General features: G+C 46.8%; 14 protein-coding genes. 6 read left to right on the top strand and 8 right to left on the bottom strand.

Annotated features, from left to right (window positions below):
• Window positions 1-56: 56 nt before the first annotated feature.
• Window positions 57-1,436: a Gfo/Idh/MocA family protein gene (locus tag KOE27_RS27580; protein ID WP_215242075.1), complete on the top strand. Its 1,380-nt coding sequence runs from the start codon at window positions 57-59 to the stop codon at window positions 1,434-1,436.
• Between the two features lie 170 nt (window positions 1,437-1,606).
• Window positions 1,607-1,912 (top strand): hypothetical protein, encoded by a 306-nt coding sequence (locus KOE27_RS27585; protein ID WP_215242076.1) that lies wholly within the window; start codon window positions 1,607-1,609, stop codon window positions 1,910-1,912.
• A gap of 82 nt (window positions 1,913-1,994) precedes the next feature.
• On the opposite strand, the gene KOE27_RS27590 is transcribed toward KOE27_RS27585, so the two are convergent.
• Entirely contained in the window at window positions 1,995-3,251 is a 1,257-nt protein-coding gene (locus KOE27_RS27590) for an Hsp70 family protein (protein WP_215242077.1), read from the bottom strand.
• Between the two features lie 237 nt (window positions 3,252-3,488).
• Here KOE27_RS27590 and KOE27_RS27595 point away from each other — a divergent pair, with 237 nt between their 5' ends.
• A complete protein-coding gene (locus KOE27_RS27595) occupies window positions 3,489-3,917 on the top strand; it encodes a hypothetical protein (protein ID WP_215242078.1) in 429 nt (142 codons plus the stop codon).
• A gap of 76 nt (window positions 3,918-3,993) precedes the next feature.
• Here the strand turns inward: KOE27_RS27595 and KOE27_RS27600 are convergent, their stop codons facing one another.
• Entirely contained in the window at window positions 3,994-4,770 is a 777-nt protein-coding gene (locus KOE27_RS27600; RefSeq protein WP_215242079.1) for a LytR/AlgR family response regulator transcription factor, read from the bottom strand.
• Between the two features lie 292 nt (window positions 4,771-5,062).
• Here KOE27_RS27600 and KOE27_RS27605 point away from each other — a divergent pair, with 292 nt between their 5' ends.
• The gene (locus KOE27_RS27605) at window positions 5,063-5,908 is read left to right on the top strand and encodes an aldo/keto reductase (RefSeq protein WP_215242080.1); all 846 of its coding nucleotides are present in this window, start codon (window positions 5,063-5,065) and stop codon (window positions 5,906-5,908) included.
• 230 nt (window positions 5,909-6,138) lie between these two features.
• Here KOE27_RS27605 and KOE27_RS27610 read toward each other — a convergent pair whose 3' ends face one another.
• A complete protein-coding gene (locus KOE27_RS27610; protein WP_215242081.1) occupies window positions 6,139-8,103 on the bottom strand; it encodes a M56 family metallopeptidase in 1,965 nt (654 codons plus the stop codon).
• A 29-nt stretch (window positions 8,104-8,132) separates the two neighbouring features.
• Window positions 8,133-8,498 (bottom strand): BlaI/MecI/CopY family transcriptional regulator, encoded by a 366-nt coding sequence (locus tag KOE27_RS27615; RefSeq protein WP_215242082.1) that lies wholly within the window; start codon window positions 8,496-8,498, stop codon window positions 8,133-8,135.
• Between the two features lie 175 nt (window positions 8,499-8,673).
• Between KOE27_RS27615 and KOE27_RS27620 the strand changes: the two genes are divergently transcribed.
• Window positions 8,674-10,557, top strand: coding sequence for an exo-alpha-sialidase (locus KOE27_RS27620; protein ID WP_229253019.1), 1,884 nt, complete (start codon window positions 8,674-8,676; stop codon window positions 10,555-10,557).
• A 103-nt stretch (window positions 10,558-10,660) separates the two neighbouring features.
• Here the strand turns inward: KOE27_RS27620 and KOE27_RS27625 are convergent, their stop codons facing one another.
• From KOE27_RS27625 to KOE27_RS27635, 3 genes are all read right to left on the bottom strand, one after another.
• Window positions 10,661-11,647, bottom strand: a complete 987-nt coding sequence (locus KOE27_RS27625) for a sugar phosphate isomerase/epimerase family protein (RefSeq protein ID WP_215242083.1) — start codon at window positions 11,645-11,647, stop codon at window positions 10,661-10,663.
• Between the two features lie 192 nt (window positions 11,648-11,839).
• Window positions 11,840-15,673 carry a PVC-type heme-binding CxxCH protein gene (locus tag KOE27_RS27630; RefSeq protein ID WP_215242084.1) on the bottom strand — a complete coding sequence of 1,278 codons (3,834 nt, stop codon included), beginning with the start codon at window positions 15,671-15,673 and terminating at the stop codon, window positions 11,840-11,842.
• A gap of 245 nt (window positions 15,674-15,918) precedes the next feature.
• Window positions 15,919-16,611: an HAD family hydrolase gene (locus KOE27_RS27635; RefSeq protein ID WP_215242085.1), complete on the bottom strand. Its 693-nt coding sequence runs from the start codon at window positions 16,609-16,611 to the stop codon at window positions 15,919-15,921.
• Between the two features lie 251 nt (window positions 16,612-16,862).
• On the opposite strand from KOE27_RS27635, the gene KOE27_RS27640 reads away from it, so the two are divergent.
• On the top strand, window positions 16,863-18,983 hold the full coding sequence (locus KOE27_RS27640; protein WP_215242086.1) for a DNA topoisomerase 3: 2,121 nt from the start codon (window positions 16,863-16,865) through the stop codon (window positions 18,981-18,983).
• Between the two features lie 8 nt (window positions 18,984-18,991).
• Here KOE27_RS27640 and KOE27_RS27645 read toward each other — a convergent pair whose 3' ends face one another.
• The gene (locus KOE27_RS27645) at window positions 18,992-20,152 is read right to left on the bottom strand and encodes a Gfo/Idh/MocA family protein (RefSeq protein ID WP_215242087.1); all 1,161 of its coding nucleotides are present in this window, start codon (window positions 20,150-20,152) and stop codon (window positions 18,992-18,994) included.
• Window positions 20,153-20,162: the final 10 nt, after the last annotated feature.

Raw genomic sequence — 20,162 nt, forward strand, 5'->3', positions numbered from 1 at the left:
TAATTTCATTATTTTAGGCGGACATTTATTGATAACCCATTATTTTTAACATAACAATGAGTTCAGACCGCCGGTATTTTCTTAAAACAGTAACAGCAGGTTCGGCTTTAATAGCTGCTGAGAGTGTTGCCAAGCCTTTCAATATCATCAGGGATCTGAAAAAAATAAGCCCGAACGACAAGATCAGATTTGCGACCATCGGCATGGGTATACAGGGTAACCAGGATACAAAAGCGGCCCTGAGGAGTTCTAAAGACGTTGAATTTGTGGCAGCGGCCGACCTTTACGACGGACGGCTTACGCGGGTAAAGGAGGTTTATGGAAAGGACGTTTTCACTACCCGTGATTACCACGAAATTCTGGGAAGAAAGGATATCGATGCCGTTCTGGTGGTGACACCGGACCATTGGCACGACCATATTACCAAGGCTTCTTTGCAGGCCGGCAAGCATGTATATTGCGAAAAACCGATGGTGCATCATATCAGCGAAGGAGCGTCGGTCATTGAAGCCTGGAAAAAATCGGGTAAAACCATGCAGATCGGAAGCCAGCGGATCAGCACCAGTTCCTTTAAAGAGGCCAAAAGGTTGTTTCAGGCAGGCGAGATAGGGGATATTAATTATGTTGAATCCAATAATGATCGCTTTAATGCTATTGGAGCCTGGAACTACTCCATACCTACGGATGCATCACCTTCCACGGTGGACTGGGAGCATTACCTTGGCGATGCCCCCAAAATGCCTTTTGATGCGAAACGGTTCTTCAGGTGGAGAAATTACCGGGACTACGGTACGGGTGTTGCGGGTGACCTTTTCGTACATTTAATTACAGGGGTTCATTTTGTTACAGGGTCTCTGGGCCCCGAACGCATTTTTTCTTCCGGTGAGCTGAGTTACTGGAAAGATGGAAGAGATGTACCCGATGTGCTGGTATCCATCCTGGAATATCCTAAAACCGATATTCATGCTAATTTTCAGATGGTTTTACGAGTGAATTTTGCCAACGCGGGAGCCATCGCCAATAACACACGGATCATAGGCACAGAAGGTCAAATTGAATTTACGGAAAATAACCTGATTCTTACAAAGAAAAAACTCCCCAAAGCACCAGGTTTTGGTGGTTATGATAGTTACAATACTTTCTCCGAGAGTGAGCAGAAGGAATTTAAAAAGAAGTATGACCTTGAATACCCTGCCGATACGCGGACTGCTGAGCCGGTGAAAGAAATAAAATTTGCAGCCCCACAGGAGGAAGATTCTCATGCTATTCACTTTGCCGATTTTTTTGAAAATATCAGAAAGGGAAGTATTGGAACCATTGAAGACCCCGTATTTGGTTTTCGGGCGGCGGCTCCTGTATTGGCTTGTAACGAAAGCTATTTTGAGAAGAAGATTGTTCACTGGGATCCGGTAGCTATGAAAAAGAAGAAGAAATAGGAATCTGAAGATTTTATCGTCATTTTGAGGAAGGGCGTAAGAGATGCTAGAAAACAATACTTCATCAAGTACCTCTTGACCAAAACTTTATAAATAAACTCTTTGTGGCATAATAATAATTGTAACAAAAATATACCCGTGTAACCCCGGGAAATTTAACAGGAAAGATTATGAAAAAGATAATAGTTTCAGCATTGGCATTCCTACTGGTTTCTCCCTTATGGGCTGATGCAGGTGTACAGATGAAAACGGCCCGATCACTTTTTTCGGCACAGGAGAAAGTTTCCGTGAAAGTGGAAGACTTACCCGAACCTGTTAAAAACGCAATAAGAAGCGATGCATTCGAAGGCTGGAAAATAACAGATGCTTACCTGGTCACGAGAGAAGACCGATCGCAGTACTATGAGCTGGATGTCAAGAAAGGTGATGAAAGTGCTCGTGTGAAACTTGACAAAAACGGGCAGCACGTAGACTAAGATTACACTGCCAGGATAATTAACCCCAGACAAAGGAACTGGCTGGCAGCCATTCCTTTGTCTGGGTTGTAAGGCCGGAAATTTACGAAAATTTATTGCGGCTGTCGTAGGCAAGGCCGAGGCCAACGCTGGATAGCTTGTTTTCGCCCGAAACTTTGGCGTTAGGAAAAAGCACCGCAAATTCGTGCTGCACCACAGGCACCTCCGTCGTTCCACCTGTGAGTATGACCAGGTCAATATCGCCGGCTTTCACACCTGCTTCTGCCACACATAACATGGCCGTCTGACTGATTTTGCTCACCCTCTGCTCAATAGCCTGGTTGAATTTCTCCCTGCTTACTTTTTCGGACAGGCCCATTTCCAGAAAATCGAAAGGCGTTTCAAATTCCTGAAGTTGCGTGAGGGCAATTTTTGTTTGCTCAGTAGCCGCCAGCAGGGCATGCCCGGTTTCCTGCTCGAGCACTTTTAACAGTCGTTCATACCTCTTTTTATCATGCGACTGAAAGAGGAGCTGTTTTACCTGAAAAATGTTTTTGGTATTGTATAAAAAGTTCACCTTGCTCCATTCCGAAAGATCGTGGTAATGTTTGAGCGGTACCTCCAGATTTTTTTCACCATAGGTACTCCGGTATCCCAGAACCGGCATCACAGCGGCCAAGCTGAGGTCTTTATCCAGGTCATTTCCTCCGATCCGCACGCCGGTATTGCCAAGGATATCAGACGTTCTGTCGGTTTTGCGGATGTTATTTTGAGATAATCTGATCACCGTGAAATCCGAAGTACCACCGCCCAGGTCCACCACCAGTGCTAATTTCTCACCCCCAATGGTTGTTTCGTGTGCGAAAGCAGCCGCAATGGGTTCAAACTGAAAACTTATCTCCTTAAACCCGAGCAGGCCTCCAATGGCGCGCAGTTCGGTTTCGGCCCGCTCGTCGGCCCCTGGGTCGTTGTCAACAAAATGTACCGGGCGACCCATCGTAACATACTCAATGGATTGCCCTGCCTCAAGCTCTGCCTGGTCTTTCAGTTTTTTCAGAAATGACGCGATGATGGCGTCAAACTTCATGTGTTCTCCATTCACAATGGTACCCTGTTTCATTACCGAAGTACCCAGGACCCGCTTAAGGCTTCGCATCAGGCGCCCTGGTGTTTTGTCCAGAAACAAGTTCATGGCTTCACGGCCGTAGTAGGCGGTATTCCCCTTTCGGAGAAAGAACATGGCGCTTGGAATGGTGCTATTGCCGTTTTCGGCTGCAATTAACTGAACGGTTTGCTGATCTGCAACGGCCAAACTGGAATTGGATGTGCCGAAATCTATACCGCATGAAATGGTACTCATTGGATGCTTTTGAAAAATTGGGCGCGCAATTTGGGATTTTATCCGGGTATTACAAAAAATACTTTTTGGGCAGCAACAGCAGGATGACTAAAATATAATTTTAACAAATTGAAGCAGAATATGTTAAACGGGCAGTGGCTTTTTGTATCAGAAAAATGTATTAAAATTTCGAAAATACTTCCAACCTTTTTTATAGGTAGCGGTTCTTTCATTCAATACCAATTAAATCCGTTTGCCATGAAAAAATTTATTGTTTTTGCCTTAGCCTGTTTTTCTTTTATTGCCTGCGAAAAGAAAGAGGATACTGCTACACCTGAAATCAAACTACAGACAACCGACATAACCTATGCAAAGGAATCATCCGTACGGGCGTCCGGTCAGGATCTGAAGGTTGAACTACTGTCCGTTGAAGATAGTCGTTGTCCGATCAACGCAGAGTGCATACAGGCCGGAAGTGCATTTGTAAAGTTTTCGGTTTCGGACGGAAGCAATGAAACAGATGTAGCCATCACTTTTAAAGGAGATGATAAAGGGGCAAGCCAGTCGTTCAGGCTTGGTTCTGATACCTATGAACTTACGGTGAGCCAGGTATTGCCTTTTCCCGTAACATCCAAAACACCTGAACTTGGAGAGTATAAGATCAGTGTTTCGATAGCGAAAAAGTGAGGGGTGAAGAAAATAGCGGTGCGCAGGTTCAGTTGTCCGGCACACCGCTATTTTTTTGAAATCACCAGGATTTACATTACTTAAGATTTGTCAAAAAAACTTTGAGATTTTCACGGTAACTTCTGGTACATTTAATGCGTTCACCCGTTTGGAGTAAAACAATATATTCTCCGTTAAAATAGGTTTCAAGCTCCGCTATAAAGTTTATATTGATGATATAAGAGCGGCTTACCCTGATAAAATCCGCCGGATTAAGCCGTTCTTCCAGGCTCGACAAACTTTCGTAAATGGTATACGACTTGGCCGCTGTATGAAGTGTAATGTAGTTGCCGTCGGCATCAAAATGGCTTATGTCTTCCGTTTTTACCAGGAGCATCCGGCCGGTTTCTTTCACCAGGATGCGCTGTAAATATTGAGCTGAACCGGTTTCCGCCTGCTGCTGGAGTAAGCGGGTAACCAGTGCTTCCATTCTGGGCTGGGACTGAAGGCTCAGCCTTTCCTTGATTCTTCCCAGTGCCTGGTGAAACCGGATTTCGTCAAATGGCTTTAACAGGTAGTCAATGGCGTTTACTTCAAAGGCACGCAGCGCATACTGATCAAAGGCAGTGGTAAAAATAACGAAAGGGCGGTGATGCGGCCATACCTCTTTCAAAACCTCAAAACCGTCCATCTCGGGCATCTGGATATCCAGAAAAATAAGGTCTGGCTTGTACTGCAGTATTTTTATAACAGCTTCTGAACCATTACACGCCTCACCAACTGTTTCAATGGAGAGGTCGTCTTTCAGGTAAGTCCGGATTACGTCCCGGGCAATGGGTTCATCATCAATAATAAGTGAATGATAGGTTGTCATTTGTAATGTTGAGTGTATTGGATGACCGAAAGTCCTGGTCCTGTTTTGCGTGCTTAAAGATGCAAATTTGTTAAGTATAACCTCCGCGGTTTTTATTTCAATCTTGGCAGATATTTTTCAGGCGCACTATTTTGCTATCTGAATTTCACAAAAGTTTTCTCGGGAAACACCGGTCTGCCTATTTGTTGTTAAATTTATCAGAAATGCTAAATACGATCAGGTGAAAGTGAACAGAAGACAGGCTACAAAAATACTTGGATTGGGTACGGCTGGGTTAATTCTAAATCCTTCCATGGCTTATACAAAGGAAGATCAGATGATTCAAAGGACGATTCCTGCAACTGGAGAAAAATTACCTGTAGTGGGGCTGGGCTCCTGGCAGCAGTTTGATGTAGGCGCTTCGGCTCAGGAAACAGGTTCGCTAAAGGAAGTCCTCGGGAACCTGTTAGACAAAGGAGGTAAAGTGGTGGACGCTTCCCCGATGTACGGCAGGGCTGAGGAGGTGATCGGAGATTTAACAGCTGATCTGAAGTCGAACGATCAATTTTTTCTGGCAACCAAGGTATGGACCACCGGCAGGCAGGAAGGGATCAGTCAAATGAACGATTCTCTCCGGAAACTGCACAGAAAAAAAATAGACCTGATGCAGATCCATAATCTGCAGGATTGGCAGACGCACTTGAAAACACTGAGGGAATGGAAGGAAACTGGGAAAATCAGGTACATAGGCATTACTCATTATACCGACGCCGCACACAGCAGGCTGGAACAGATACTCAAAACGGAACCCATTGATTTTGTTCAGTTCAATTATAGTATCCGCTCACGCAATGCAGAAAAAAGCTTGCTGAATGCGGCCAGGGATAAGGGAGTAGCCGTGATTATCAATGAGCCGTTTGATCAGGGAGCTCTCTTCAGGCTCGTCAAAGGAAAGGAACTCCCCACCTGGGCAGGAGAGTTGGATATCCATTCCTGGGCTCAGTTTTTCCTCAAGTACCTGATTGCCGACCCAGCCGTGACCTGTGTCATACCGGGTACTTCGGATGTCGGGCACCTCCTTGACAACACTGGAGCAGGCTTTGGCCGCTTACCTGACCCAACCACCCGTAAAAAGATGGTGGATTGGTTACGGCTGTAAAAGTACCTGATTTAGAGATAGTTAAAAATTAAGAGTTAAGAGTTAAAAGTTTACAGCGTTGCCAACACAGAGCCGACCGCCCACTTTGAACTGCCTACTTAAAAATAAAAACTGCTTACATGTTGCATGATCCGTGGCACGGTTGATTCACCAGGCCCAAATGTGCCAATTATTACAACCGTGCCACGGTTACGCCCACTACCCAGTGCACACTGCCCACCGCAAACTGCCTACTTTGAACTAAAAACTGCCTGCTTATTCTCCTTGACAAACCGAGCCTTAAACTTTTGATGTATTGCCGCAGGCTGTTTTACCCCGTTCACGATCAATTCATCATTGCTAAGTTTATAAGAAACGTTATTACGATCTTTTACGATTCCCTCCTTGATTAGATCCTGTATCAGCTCTTCCTGCATTTTTTCATAAACCACCCGATCCTTTTCAGCCTGGATTCTGTGTCTTTCAGCTTCTTTACGATGAATTTCGGCTATTTCCCTATGTTCCTCCGCCTGTAGACGAATGACCTCGGCATCCTTCCGCGCCTGTTCTGCATGCTTTCTTGAATCCTCCGCTTTTATACGCAAAAGTGCCGCTTCTTCTCTGAATTTCTGGCTACGGATGCTTTCCTTTTCTACACTCTTGCGCATATCTTCTGCCGCCATTTTCATGTCATCAGCCTGAATTCTGTACTCCTCGGCCCGTTGTCGCTGCACCTCCGCATTCTCCCTCAGCTGATCCGCTTCCGCTCTGAACTTTTCTGCCTCTATACGATGTGTCTCAGCTTCTTCCCTTCTCTGTTCTGCTTCAAAACGATGAGCTTCCGCTTCCTTCTGGTGAATTTTAATATCCTCCAGGATCGGTGTAATCTCCTTGTCGTAAGTTTCAATCTTATCCTCGGCTATCTGTTTTCCATCAATAGTCAACGATGTGATTTTCCCGTTAATCTCCTCAATTTCATAGTGTTTATCCTCACGGGTGATTTCATAAGTACTTTTGTCGCCGTATCTCGTTACACCCCTTTTGGGCAGCGTATCATTAAGATACCGGGGGACAACGTCCACAGCAAGCTGTGCCGTAATGGGTTTAATAGTTGCGGTTATGACATTGCTTGGTTCAGCGGATTGCTGTGACGGAGAAATCGCGACGGGCAACATTGCCGATACGAGTAGGCTTGCAGTTACAAATAATTTTTCCATGGCATTTAAAGATTTATTGTTGTTGTAAATAATTCGTTTGATACGGGTCAAGAGATGATTCCCCGTTTTACCCATCCTACTTCCAGGAAAGGCCAGCGCAGCCTGGTGAGTCGTCAGGTTGTACTCCTGAAACCCAACCAGCGCATTCACCAGTACCGATTTGTTTTCCATCTGAGACACCGCCAGGTCATCACAGCAATGTTCCCTTTCCTGTCTGATCAGGTCAGACAGCCAAAGCACCGCAGGGTTGAAGAAAAAAATATTCTCCGAGAAGGTCTGTACCAGATTTATGAAATAATCTTCCCGACGAATATGGGCCAATTCGTGCAGGAGGATAGCTTCAACCTGGCTCACAGGCAAATGACTGACCAGCGCAATAGGCAACAAAATGACGGGTTTCAAAAATCCCGCGACCATGGGAACCGTAACGATTTCCGATTCAAGCAAAACAATATTACGGCTGATCCCCAGCTTATGTTTCAATACCTCCAGCCTTTCCAGCCAGGCTACATCCGCGGCGTGCGTTTTGGAGCGGGTGATACGATTCACATAGACCAGCCCGGTACCCGCCTGGATTGTTTTCACCAAAAAAACAACAAGCCACAGAGATACGATCCAGACAGAATGGTCATTGCACCATTGCATTACACGTTGGATAATTTCCATCAGAAATGATTGCTGAGGCAGATAGCCTGCCAGGATATCGTGCTGGCTGTGAGGAAAAATGGCCGATCCTGGTACTTCCTGAGCAGCAGATACGCTTTCGGTCGCATCTGCATACAAACTGTAAAACGTGTATCCATTCACTCCAAAAAACAGCAAAAGCAAGAAGCAGAACAGGTTATAACGTATTACGGGACGACTTCGGGCACTGAACATCAAAACCAGCCCGGTTAAAATAGCCAGCAGCATTCCCTGCCATATTGAATGTAGAAAGGTCAGACAAACGGCCTGGATGAACTTCTGGTAACCGGGCTGGTTTAAAAATGTAAAGTACATGGCTAATAGAATGGCTACTGTTGGGAAAATTATTCTTCCAGTTTTTTCAGGAATGCCTTAATCTCGTCAAGGTCTTCTTTTGACGTTTTTTTGTTACCAAAAAGCTGCATGACAAGGCTGGATGCGGAACCATGATACATCGAATCCACAAATTTTTCCAAAAGCTGATTTTTGGTTTTACCTTCTTCCTCCACCGGGCTGTAAATATGTTTCATCACGCTTTCATCTCTGTCCAATATTCCCTTATCAACCATAATCTGCATCAGCTTAAGTGTCGAAGAGTACTGAACCGGACGCGTTTCCTCATTTAAAATATTATTAACAAACCTGACCGTCGACGGGCCATGCTGCCACAATACCTGTAATATTTCCAATTCCGATTTTGTAGGTTCCATTTGATTCGTTTTCATTAATAACGGATCAAAGGTAGGAAATATTTCTTACGTAGGAAATTTTTCGTAGCTTTTTTTGCGGCTTTTTTCAAAATGCTTCATTTGTTCTTGTATGGTCTCTTTTCCGAATTTGATGGTATTACCATTGTTTCAGACAAGCCCATTTCCAACCCTGCCTATGAACATGTTAAAATGTCAGAATGTAACCCAATATTTTATAGCACTAACGCTACTCTGTGCCGGACATGCTGTTGCACAAACCGGCAGTATCTACGAACCGGTAAGATACATAGGTGGAGAAATTGCCAATCCTAATTTGCAGGACGGGGCTTTACGATATGCCATAGGCACGGAAAACAGGCAAACCCTCAGGGCAAACCGCACACATCCTGAAATGGCCGACGGCTTTGGATGGACTTATAATCATGCGTCCAATCTGGCTTACTGGAACGGTAAATTTTACCAGCAGTACCTCAGCAATCCCGTAGATGAGCACATTAAGCCAGGCCAGACACTACTCATGGTTTCAGCCAATGGCCGTGACTGGAATAAGCCTGAAGTAATTTTCCCTCCCTATCAGGCCCCGCCAGGTGTGCAGTTCCCGAAAGGATACGACGGTTATATGATGCATCAGCGAATGGGATTTTACGTCGCTCCAGACGGCAGATTACTCACGGTGGCGTTTTACGGACATACCGAAGATCCGTTTAAGGAAGGAGGGATTGGCCGGGTAGTGCGGGAGATTTATAAAAACGGGACATACGGGCCGATCTATTTCATCAGATATTCCAGCCATGCCGACTGGAATGAAAGTAATACCTCCTACCCTTTTTATAAAAAATCACCCGATGCAGGATTTGTCAAAGCCTGTGAAGCATTACTTTCCGACAAGCTAAAAACCCGCCAGTGGTGGGACGAAGACAGAGGACTGGATGGATTTTATGGAAAAACAGATACAACCCATCAGGAGCGTATTGAGGCGCTCTCCTACTTCCACCGCGCCGACGGCAAAGTGGTGGGACTGTACAAATTCTCCTACGCAAGCCTGTCGGCCGATGAAGGAAAAATCTGGTCGGCGCCTGTGAAGGTACCCTCACTCATTATGCCCGGAGGGAAAAACTGGGGGCAGCGAACCAAAGACGGCAGGTATGCCATGAGTTTCAACCCTATAGCCACCCAGGAATACAGGTATCCGCTGATCATTACCACAAGTGACGATGGTGTTATTTTTGACCATTTGCTGGTTGTACATGGCGAAGTGCCGCCCAGACGTTTTTTTGGAAGATGGAAAGATTTCGGCCCTTGTTATGTCCGTGGTATCGCGGAAGGCAATGGGATTCCTGACGGCAACAACATGTGGCTTACCTACACGGTGAACAAGGAAGATGCCTGGGTCAGCCGGATTCCTTTACCAGTACGATATAAAGTTACCGGCCCGGTGAAGGACAATTTTAATCATCTGAAACCAGGCGGAGATATCATCGATTGGAATATTTATGCACCCAAATGGGCGCCGGTTGATATCGCCAATTTCCCATCCGATGCCAATAAAAGTTTGATATTAAAAGATAGCGATCCTTATGATTATGCCAGGGCTATCCGCGTTTTTCAGGAGGGTACTCAAGCCACAATCAGTTTCAGTATTTTTGCCAGACAAACTTCCGGAGAGCTTGAAGTAGACATTACTGACAGACATGGCAGCAGGCCGGTCAGAATAGGACTTGATGAAAAAGGGAAACTGGTGGCTTTCAATGGTGTGGAGAAGGTATTTCTTCCAGGATATGAGGAAGGAAAATGGTATACCTTTAAAATTGTTGTGCGTACAGAAAATAAAGGCAGTTATGACCTGTACCTCAATAACAAACTGGTTTTGGAAAAAGCCATGCTTTCGGAAGCTGTAAAATCCGTTGAGCGGATATCTTTCCGAACCGGGAAATACCGTAATAAGCCGGATCGCTCCACACCGAACGAAACCCCGGAGCCACCCCTGCCCGGAGCAGACGAGCAGGTAAGTGAGTCAGCCTTTTATATTGACGATGTAGTGATTAGTAGTGCGAAGTAGGAAAAAAGACACGAGACCTACCATACCTTTAAAAACAAAATCCTGATCACATGCTCCTCAGTGAACGAGGAATCTTGTGATCAGGATTTTGATGAATGCTGACTTATGCCCCCAAAGCTTTGCGGGCATACTCTACACACTTGGCTGTTTCTTTCACAGCATCCGAACCAGCCGGAATATCATACTCCAGTTCGATAGTAGCTGGAAACTTATATTTTTTGTCTCTCATTAACTGAAGTGCTCCAATGATCGGCGTGTCTCCTGTTCCCCAGGGTACATTGGCACCTCCGTTAGCTTTGGACTTTCGGTCCTTTACGTGCATGCTCACGATATGGCTATGCTTGGCCTGGATCAGCTCGATGGGATCAAAACCGGCAGCAACATAATGGCCCATATCAAAATTCATCGCATTGTATTTTGACTGTCCAAGTGCCACATCCCACCAGGTCGGTGTTTGCTGGGTGTGCCCGTGGTATCCTACATAAACCTTGTTTCTGGCGGCAATATCACCCAGACGTTTCGTTTGTGCCGGATCATTCGGCAGTTCTATATTAGCCTGGTTGGCCCCCATGGCTTTGGCTGCCCGAAATGCATAATCTACCTCGGCGTCCGTATTATTAGCACCAAGTGCCGAAGGTTTAAAGGCATAAATCTTCACACCGGCATCTTTATACATTTTCCCAAGCTGCACAAATTTGTCCATTGGGACTTTGGCCCGCCATTCGGCCAGCTTAACCAGGTATTCGGCTTGTTCCGCTTTTTGCTCGGCTGTCAGCTCCTGCCGTCCGCCTGGCCTTGATGGAGCCACAGGCGCTCCTGCAAAGGACTCACCCGAAGGCCCCATAAGTTCTATGGCACTGATGTTGCTATCGACACAGTACTGAAGAACCTGCTCGGCACTGCTTGGCATACTTCTCCAGGAATAACTGATGACTCCCACCTGAACACCTTTAAAAAGAGAATTAGGCTTGCCGAGATTTTTTATGTAGGCAGGCATACCAAAAGCAGATCCCGAAAACAGTGCCAAACCTGCTGCGGCAAGGGAAGAGGTTCCCAGAAACTGGCGCCTGGTGATATCTTGATTTTCCATATTTTACAAATAAGAATAATTAATGTTATTCAAAAGACAGGGTATTCACATAACTAACTGCCACCATCTATAAAAATAAACCCGAAATAGCTAACCTTGCGAACCAGCAGATCTGAACAGTTCCATTTTTACTGACCAAGCCGGGGGATATACCTATATAAATACATGATATTTTAAGAACTATCAACCTTTTTATTTTGGTAACTGAACCTGCGTTTTCGTACGCATATAGGTTACCAGATCAATGATCTCCTTTTCCGAAAGTGTTTCAAAAAGTCCCGATGGCATCATAGAAGTGGGTGTAACTTCTCTGGACTGTACATCCGACTTGTTAACCACCACTGCATCCTGCCCCACCACCCGGAGGGTAATCTGGCGCTCTGTTTCTTTGGCAACATTACCTACAAAAGTCCGTCCGTCACGGGTGGTAATAACCACCATTTTATAATCATCCTGAATTTCCCCACTTGGGTCCAACACATTCCCTAACAGATAATCCAGATTGGAGCGGTTGGAACCCGTTAGCTCCGGTCCGATGATCCCCCCCTCACCATACATTTTATGACAGGGCCAGCAGGTATTTTTGAAAACCAGCCTTCCCTTGGCAGGGTTACCCGCGGCTATGGCTTTGTCTGAAAGTAAAGTGCGGTATTTGGTATAAGCCTTTTCATCCAGGGCTACATGGTCAATAGGCCCCCATACTTCTACAAAACCGCTTCCCACTACGCGCCGAAGTTGTCGCGCTATGTAAGGGGCTATATCGTTTCTGGGAATTTCCTTTTTGGCGATTGCCTGCGTCAGCAACCATCCATATTTGGGCCGGGCTGCAAGGGTGTTGATTGCCTCGGCCTTTTCCGGTTTTGAAAGGGTGGCATACTGAGACAGTATCTGTTTTCCGAGTGGCTCATGATCAAAAGAAGCCACTGCCCGCAAAGCATCAAATCTTAACTGGTCATCCTTTAGCAACCTGGGGAGTTCGGGCAAAAGCTCCGCCCGCTGCTGCGTAGCCAGTGCCTGGATGGCCTTTTGCCTTTGTACCAACGGCAAACTTGTATTTTTCAGAGTCGCCATCAGATTCCGGGCTGCTTCTGTCCCTCCAAAGTGCTGACTTATTTCCGAAGCAATGGCTGCCTGGGGGCCACCTGCCTGCTTTAATTTCGCATGAACAGCTGCCCAACCGCCGGGTGTCTTAATATCCGTCCTGCCTTCAATAGCATCGCGCATACCTTCCAGCAAATGGATCCGGGCCGGGGAAGGAATCGTCAGAGATGCAACCAATGCATCCACCGCATCCGCATCAACAGCCCGCCGCGCACTGAACTGCGCGAACATCGGTATCTTAGAGGCTGACGCGAGCTTAAGTACCTTTGCCGGGTCAGACTTCACCAGCGGTTCGGCGCCATACCACAGCATTTTAGGGATGTTATGGTCTTCCGAATCCTCGGCATGAGACGCCAGCCCTTCCACAATCTGCCATCTGCTCATCGGGCTGAGGCGCTGCAAAGCACTGGCCAGGTATAACCTCACAACCGGGGACGGATCGGTTCGGGCCATATCTGCAAATTTCCTGATCGCCTCCTCCCCTGGTTTCATCTCTTCGCATAAAAATTGTATCGCCCAGCTTCTGATATACTCGTCGCGGTCTTTCAGTGCAGCCAGCAAATCTGCCGATTTAAGATTATTGGTGATCTGTAATGCCCACATGGCCCTCAGACGGTGGTCGGCATTGGCAGCTGTGTTGTACAATTTGTTTAAAACGCTTACTGCATCCGCCGAAATAGGCTTATGTGAAGCGCGGTTCTGTAAAACAATCCTCGCTCGCCGTACGTGCCATTCGCTGCTGCTGGTTTGCAGCTGAGCCAGCTTTTCATCCGTCATTTTACTGAGGTCACCATATCTTCCCTCCCAGTTTTCCGCCTGCGAAACCTTTGGCATCACCCTGAAAACCCGTCCGGTGTTCTCGTTCAGCACATCCGACCCGCATATATCCGCATCGTGCCAATCCAGGGCATATAACCCTCCTTCCGGCCCTATCTCCATGCTGAAACCTACCCACTGGGCATTATTCGCCATCAGGAACTCATCGCCATGTTTCCCGCTGAACCCAGAACCTTTCTTTTCCAGGATATCGGAAAGGATCCCATGCTCATGAATGTTACACATGAATATCTTGCCATATTCGGCTTTGGGGAAGGCATCGGAAAGATATACCCGCGCCCCACCATGTGCGGAGCGGTGGCTATGATCAGCAATTGTTTTAATATCACTGTAAACGTATGGGTTAAAATGCTGGCCGCCCTGCCGGTGATAAATACCTCCAGGAATCACGTGCCACAAGTGAGGGATCACACAGGCCGTGATCAGCAGCTGCCCTTTGGCGTCGTAATCTACTCCCCATGGATTGCTGAAACCATGTGCCACTACCTCAAACTTATCCCGTGTGGGATGGTACCGCCACACTCCCCCGTTGATATCCACGCCATCTTCCACCGGAATGTTTTCAGGGAAGGGATCATTGTGTCGGTAAATCTTCCCCTGCCCCTTCGGCTTCCCAACCTTGGATGGCGTTGCAAAGCCCTGTAAACCGTACAGCCAGCCGTCAGGCCCCCAGTGAAAGCTGTTGATCGTTTCATGTCTGTCCCGAATTCCCCAGCCCGTCAGCCGGATCTGGATATCCTCGGTGTCTGCCTTATCGTCTCCATTCTTATCCGGCACAAAAAGCAGGTTGGGCGGCGCGCCGATAAACACACCATCAAAACCAACGGCTATGGCCGAAGGAAAAGCAATACCCTCCATAAACACCTTCCGTGTATCTGCAACGCCGTCTTTATCGGTATCTTCCAGAATGAGTATCCTGCTATCACCTGCATTAGAAAACCCTTTCCCACGCGACTCGTAGTCGCGGTTCTCGGCAATCCACAGCCTGCCTTTATCATCCCAGCAGAAAGCCATCGGCTGGGTCATCATGGGTTCAGCTGCAAATACATTTACCTTAAACCCGTCCTTGACTGTCATGGCCGCAACGGCTTCGGCGGGGGAAAGAAACTTAGCTTCCCTGCCTTCTTTTTGCGCAATAGCCCAAAGTGCAGCGGTGGAATACATCCCCTTTTTCCCCGAATATTCCTCCCAGGTCTCCGTCAGTTTCACATCGTTGAGCACGCCTGAGTAAACAACCAACTCATGCCGAATCACTTCCGTTTCGCCTTTTTTAATATGCCAGTCGGCTTTACGTGCACGAGCCGGACCGGCACCGAGCTGGCCGTCAACACGCCAGGTTTGCGGATATCCCTTGTTTTCAGGATGATCAAAAATGGCAATATGCGCAAGATCATTCCTCCCTTCCACCTGCATGGCAATGTCTACCCACATGGCAGGCTGGCCCTCTGCCTTTTCATTTTTCTGCCGGGCGGCATTCACGACTTCTCCATTGATACCCGGTTTCCATGGCATTCTTACAAAAAGCCCTCCGTAGTCATATTTTCCAATGGTAACGTCGGTCTGTGCTTCCCCATTCCATTCCAGATCCAGCAGATATTTGCCGTCCTTTTCACGCATCGACCAGTTTTGGGTTTCAGTCAGTACTGCTTTTCCTGTGGAATCCAGCAGATCGTAAACGGTTTGCCATTTCACCTCATCACCCTGCGCCACTACTACAGAGGAAGATACCTTTCTCCAGTAATCCTTGTCGGGATGATGGAAATAGTCGCGGCCATTGACGCGGGTATACCCCCAGTAAATACCCGTCTGATGTTTATGATGCCCCGGACTGTATTCTGTGAGGATACCCTTCCCGTCAGGCGCTACAATGGGATGGAGATAAGGCCGGAAATCTTGTTTAACATTTTGTACCAGAATGGGTGTTTTCCCACCCGCTCTGAATACGGATATGGTTTGCTGTTGTTCATCCGCCACAAGTTTTAACGCCTCATCTTTTACCAGCGTAGTGGCGGGAGTCGGTTCGGATTTATAAAAAATGAACCCCAGATTGAATAAAAACAAAAGAATAACGAGCGGTAACGCTTTCATAGAAATTGGTCAGACGAATAACATTAGTTTACTTATTGCCCCTTTAGGAGATATATGCAATAAGATTATGTAGCCGCAGACCTACTCAAAATGAAAAACAGCATGCACGGTACCAGAGATCATTTTTGTCAGTCAACATCTGAAACAAAACGATGGTCCCTAAAGGACTGTTCACAGGAAAATCGGCGTGACTGATGATTGTAATAGCCAATTATCAAAGGGATATACGTTCCGATAAGGACCTTTTACCTTACTAAAAAAGGGAGGATATCTCTGATTTGGCTACACTGACGAAAATTCTCATGATGCACGTTATGCTCAATATGCTCGTGTACCCAGGTGATGTGATAAGGGACGTGCACGGCATGCCCCCCCAGTTCAAGCACGGGCAGCACGTCCGATTTAAGCGAATTTCCGATCATCAGAAACTCATCGGCACCGATGTCCAAATGCCGGATCAGCTTTTTATAATCCGCCACCTTTTTGTCGGACATGATTTCGATGTGGTGGAAGTAATGATCAATACCTGATTTTTTAAGTTTCCGCTCCTGGTCCAGCAAATCGCCTTTTGTGGCCACTACGAGTTTGTAACGGGGCGCTAATTTTTGAAGTACCTCCTCCACACCTTCCAGCACTTCAATCGGCTTCGCCAGTAGTTCCTTCCCATATTCCAGCGCTTTTTCAATCACACGTACGTCCATGGTTCCTTCGCTTACCCTCAGTGCCGTTTCCACCATGCTGAGCATGAATCCCTTCACACCATATCCGTATAAAGGCAGGTTATCCATCTCTGTTTTGAAAAGCTCCTGTGAAATGGTATGCCGGGGCAGGTAGTCTTCCAGCAGGCTGTAAAATTTCTCCTCCGTTTCCCGGAAGTAAGGTTCGTTCACCCAAAGGGTGTCGTCGGCGTCGAATGCAACAACGGAAATATGGTCCATAAGTTTGTCTAATAATTCATGCAAGAGAATTTAGGCAAAGATAGATTAAGGTATTTTTTTAACAGAATCCGCCTGTGCTTTTCTCCCGAATTTCTCAGGGCTTAAACTCCTGACCTGTTAAAATGTGCTGTAAGTGCCTGGTACCCGAATCGTCGGTTCCAATAAATTTCGCCATATTTGTCGCCCCGAAAAATCAGAACTGATGGGATGCGTGCATTCAGAAAAGATCGGGTAAAAATCGGAAAATAATTATGAAAGTTTGTATAGCTGAGAAACCCAGTGTTGCCAGGGATATTGCGGAGGTGATTGGGGCCAAACAGCGAAAAGATGGCTACTATGAAGGAAACGGGTACCAGGTTACCTGGACCTTCGGCCATTTCTGCACGCTTAAAGAACCACATGACTATACTGACCGCTGGAAATCGTGGCGGCTGGAAGACCTTCCGATGATACCGCCCAGTTTCGGCATTAAGCTGATCGACAACGCCGGTGTTCTTAAGCAATTTGGAGTCATAGAAAATCTGGTGAAGGCTTGCGATGAGGTTATTAACTGCGGTGATGCAGGGCAAGAGGGAGAGCTGATCCAGCGCTGGGTGCTGCTGAAAGCCAAATGTACGGCTCCTGTAAAACGGTTATGGATATCGTCGCTTACGGAAGCTGCCATCAGAGAAGGTTTTGACAAACTGCGGGAAAGCACTCAGTACGACAACCTTTATGCGGCAGGCAGCGCCCGGGCCATCGGCGACTGGCTTCTGGGCATGAATGCTACCCGACTTTTTACAAAAAAATATGGCCAGGGAAAAGCTGTTTTGTCCATAGGAAGGGTACAGACGCCTACTCTGGCGATGATAGCTCAGCGGCAGAAGGAAATTAACTCGTTTGTTTCTGAAGAGTACTGGGAATTAAAAACCATTTACCGCGAAACGGAATTTACGGCCACCATTGACCGGCTAAAAAAACTGGAAAAAGCAGAAAAAGGCCTTGCCTACCTGCTCGAACATCCTTTTGAGATTACGGCATTTGAGAAAAAAGAAGGAAAAGAGGGGAACCCCAAACTGTTTGACCTGACATCGCTTCAGGTGGAAGCCAATAAAAAATATGGTTATTCGGCAGAAGATACGCTGAAACATGTCCAGAACCTGTACGAGAAAAAATTCGTTACCTACCCTCGTGTCGATACAACCTACCTCTCCGAGGATCTGCACCCTAAAATAGAAGGTATCATGCGGGAACTGACCTATTATAGCCAGTATACCCAGACAATTCTGTCTAGCCCCATACCTAAACTTAAGGCAGTATTTGACGACAAAAAGGTGACAGATCACCATGCTATTATCCCAACAGGCGTGCTCCCTTCTGCCCTTGGTATTGACGAGAAGAGGATATATGACATGATCGTGAGGCGGTTTCTGGCTGCCTTCTTTCCGGAATGTAAGGTATCCAATACCACGGTGCTGGGGAAGGTAGGTCAGCTAGAATTTAAAGCCACGGGAAAACAGATCCTGGAACCGGGCTGGCGCGAAGTATATGCCAATGACAACACCGCAAAAAAAGAAAATCCGGAGGAAGAAAAGGTAATGCCCAATTTCGAGGTGGGAGAAACAGGCCCGCACGAGCCTCGGATACATCATGGCAAAACTTCTCCGCCCAAGCCCTTCACCGAGGCTACTTTGCTGCGCGCGATGGAAACCGCGGGACGGCAGGTAGACGACGAGGAAATGCGTGAACTTCTGAAAGATAACGGTATTGGCCGGCCGTCCACCAGGGCCAATATCATTGAAACGCTTTTCAAGAGGAAATATATTGAGAAAAAGAAAAAGAATCTGCTGGCTACGCAGACCGGTATGGACCTGATTGATACCATTCAGGTGGAGCTGCTGAAAAGCGCTGAACTCACGGGTATCTGGGAAGGAAAGCTGAGGCTGATCGAAAAAGGTGAATATGCCATGGATACCTTCAAGCAGGAACTCATTGATATGGTAGTTAACCTTACGCAGGAGGTAAAGCGTACCACCGGAAAAATGATCGCTATTGCAGTGGAAATCCCGGAAAAGGCAGAGGAAAAACCAAAAAAGGAAACTAAACCGAAAACCCCGAAACCTGAGATAGCAATAGAGGAATTAAACTGCCCGAAATGTAAAAATCAGTTACTAAAAAAGGGGAAAACAGCCTATGGCTGTACCAATTTCCAGGTTTGCGGCTTTAAGATACCCTTTGAAATGATGAGCAAAACGCTCAGCGACAAACATGTTTTTGATTTACTGAGCAAAGGAAAAACAACCAAAATCAAAGGGCTCGTCATGCCAGGAAGGCCCGAACCCTTTGATGGTAAATTGGTTATGAACGCCTCATTTAATATAGAAGTAGAATAAAAAAATGTTTATCCTAGCACCAGCTTTTTTGCATTTTTCTGAGCAATCAGTGCCAGTTCGGTGGCCAGGAAACAGTGCTCCTGCGACATAGCGGTTTCTGTGCGGTTCAGCACATCATCCACGAGGTTACTGCCATAAGTAAGCTGCGTTCCTGTACTGTCAATGTATTTGGTTTCTTTCTGGTTAACAAGGAATAAGTGGCTTCCTCCGTCCCGTCCGCCAATATCAACGTTTTTTCTGATCTCGATAAACCCTTCGGTACCTATCACAGTGAGCCGGCCGTCACCCCAGGAATTCAGGCCATCCGGCGTAAACCAGTCTACACGGATGTACCCCGCACCGCCGTCTCCCTTCAACATTACATCTCCAAAATCTTCAAATCCAGGATGTTGTGGATGATTAACGTTCCCGGTCTGAGACGCTATGATTTCAGCTTTGGTTGAATTTGTAAAAAACAGAAACTGGTCAAACTGATGGGAGGCGATGTCACAGATAATCCCGCCAAAACGTTTCTTGTCATAGAACCACTCCGGCCTTGTTTTCGGATTTTCCCTGTGCGGCCCCAAGCCGATCGTCTGAACAATTTTACCGATCGCTCCCGCTTTGATCAGCTCACCTGCCTTGATGGTTGCCCGGTTTTCAAGCCTTTCACCGTACATAATGGAATAGATCCTTTTGGTTTCCTTTTGTACTTTTCTCACCTGGGCCAGTTGCTCCAGTGAAGTGATGCCCGGCTTATCCGCCATAAAATCTTTCCCGCTTTTCATGACCCTGATCCCCAACGGAGCTCTTTCGTCAGGTATGGCTGCGCTGAGAACCAGTTGTATGGATTTATCCTCAATAATTTCATTTTCATTTTTCGCCTGCTTCGCCTGAGGATACCTTTTGGCAAATGCTGACGCCAGGTCTGCTTCCCTGGCATAAAAAGATACCAGTTCGCCTCCACCGCGCACAACCGCCTCCACCTGGCCATAAATATGTCCGTGGTTCATCCCGATCACGGCAAATTTAATACGCGAAGCGGCCGGGCGCCCCTTCGAAGACGTAATAATGGCTGGCGACTGCACGATGGCAGGTTTCACCGGAATTTCCGGCAACATCATCAGCCCGGCAGCGGTACTTAATGAAGACTTGATAAAATTACGGCGGTTATCTTCTGTTTCTTTCATTGTCGGCGTT

Origin of the sequence: Dyadobacter sp. CECT 9275, from assembly GCF_907164905.1 — a bacterium.
Taxonomy (GTDB): domain Bacteria; phylum Bacteroidota; class Bacteroidia; order Cytophagales; family Spirosomataceae; genus Dyadobacter; species Dyadobacter helix.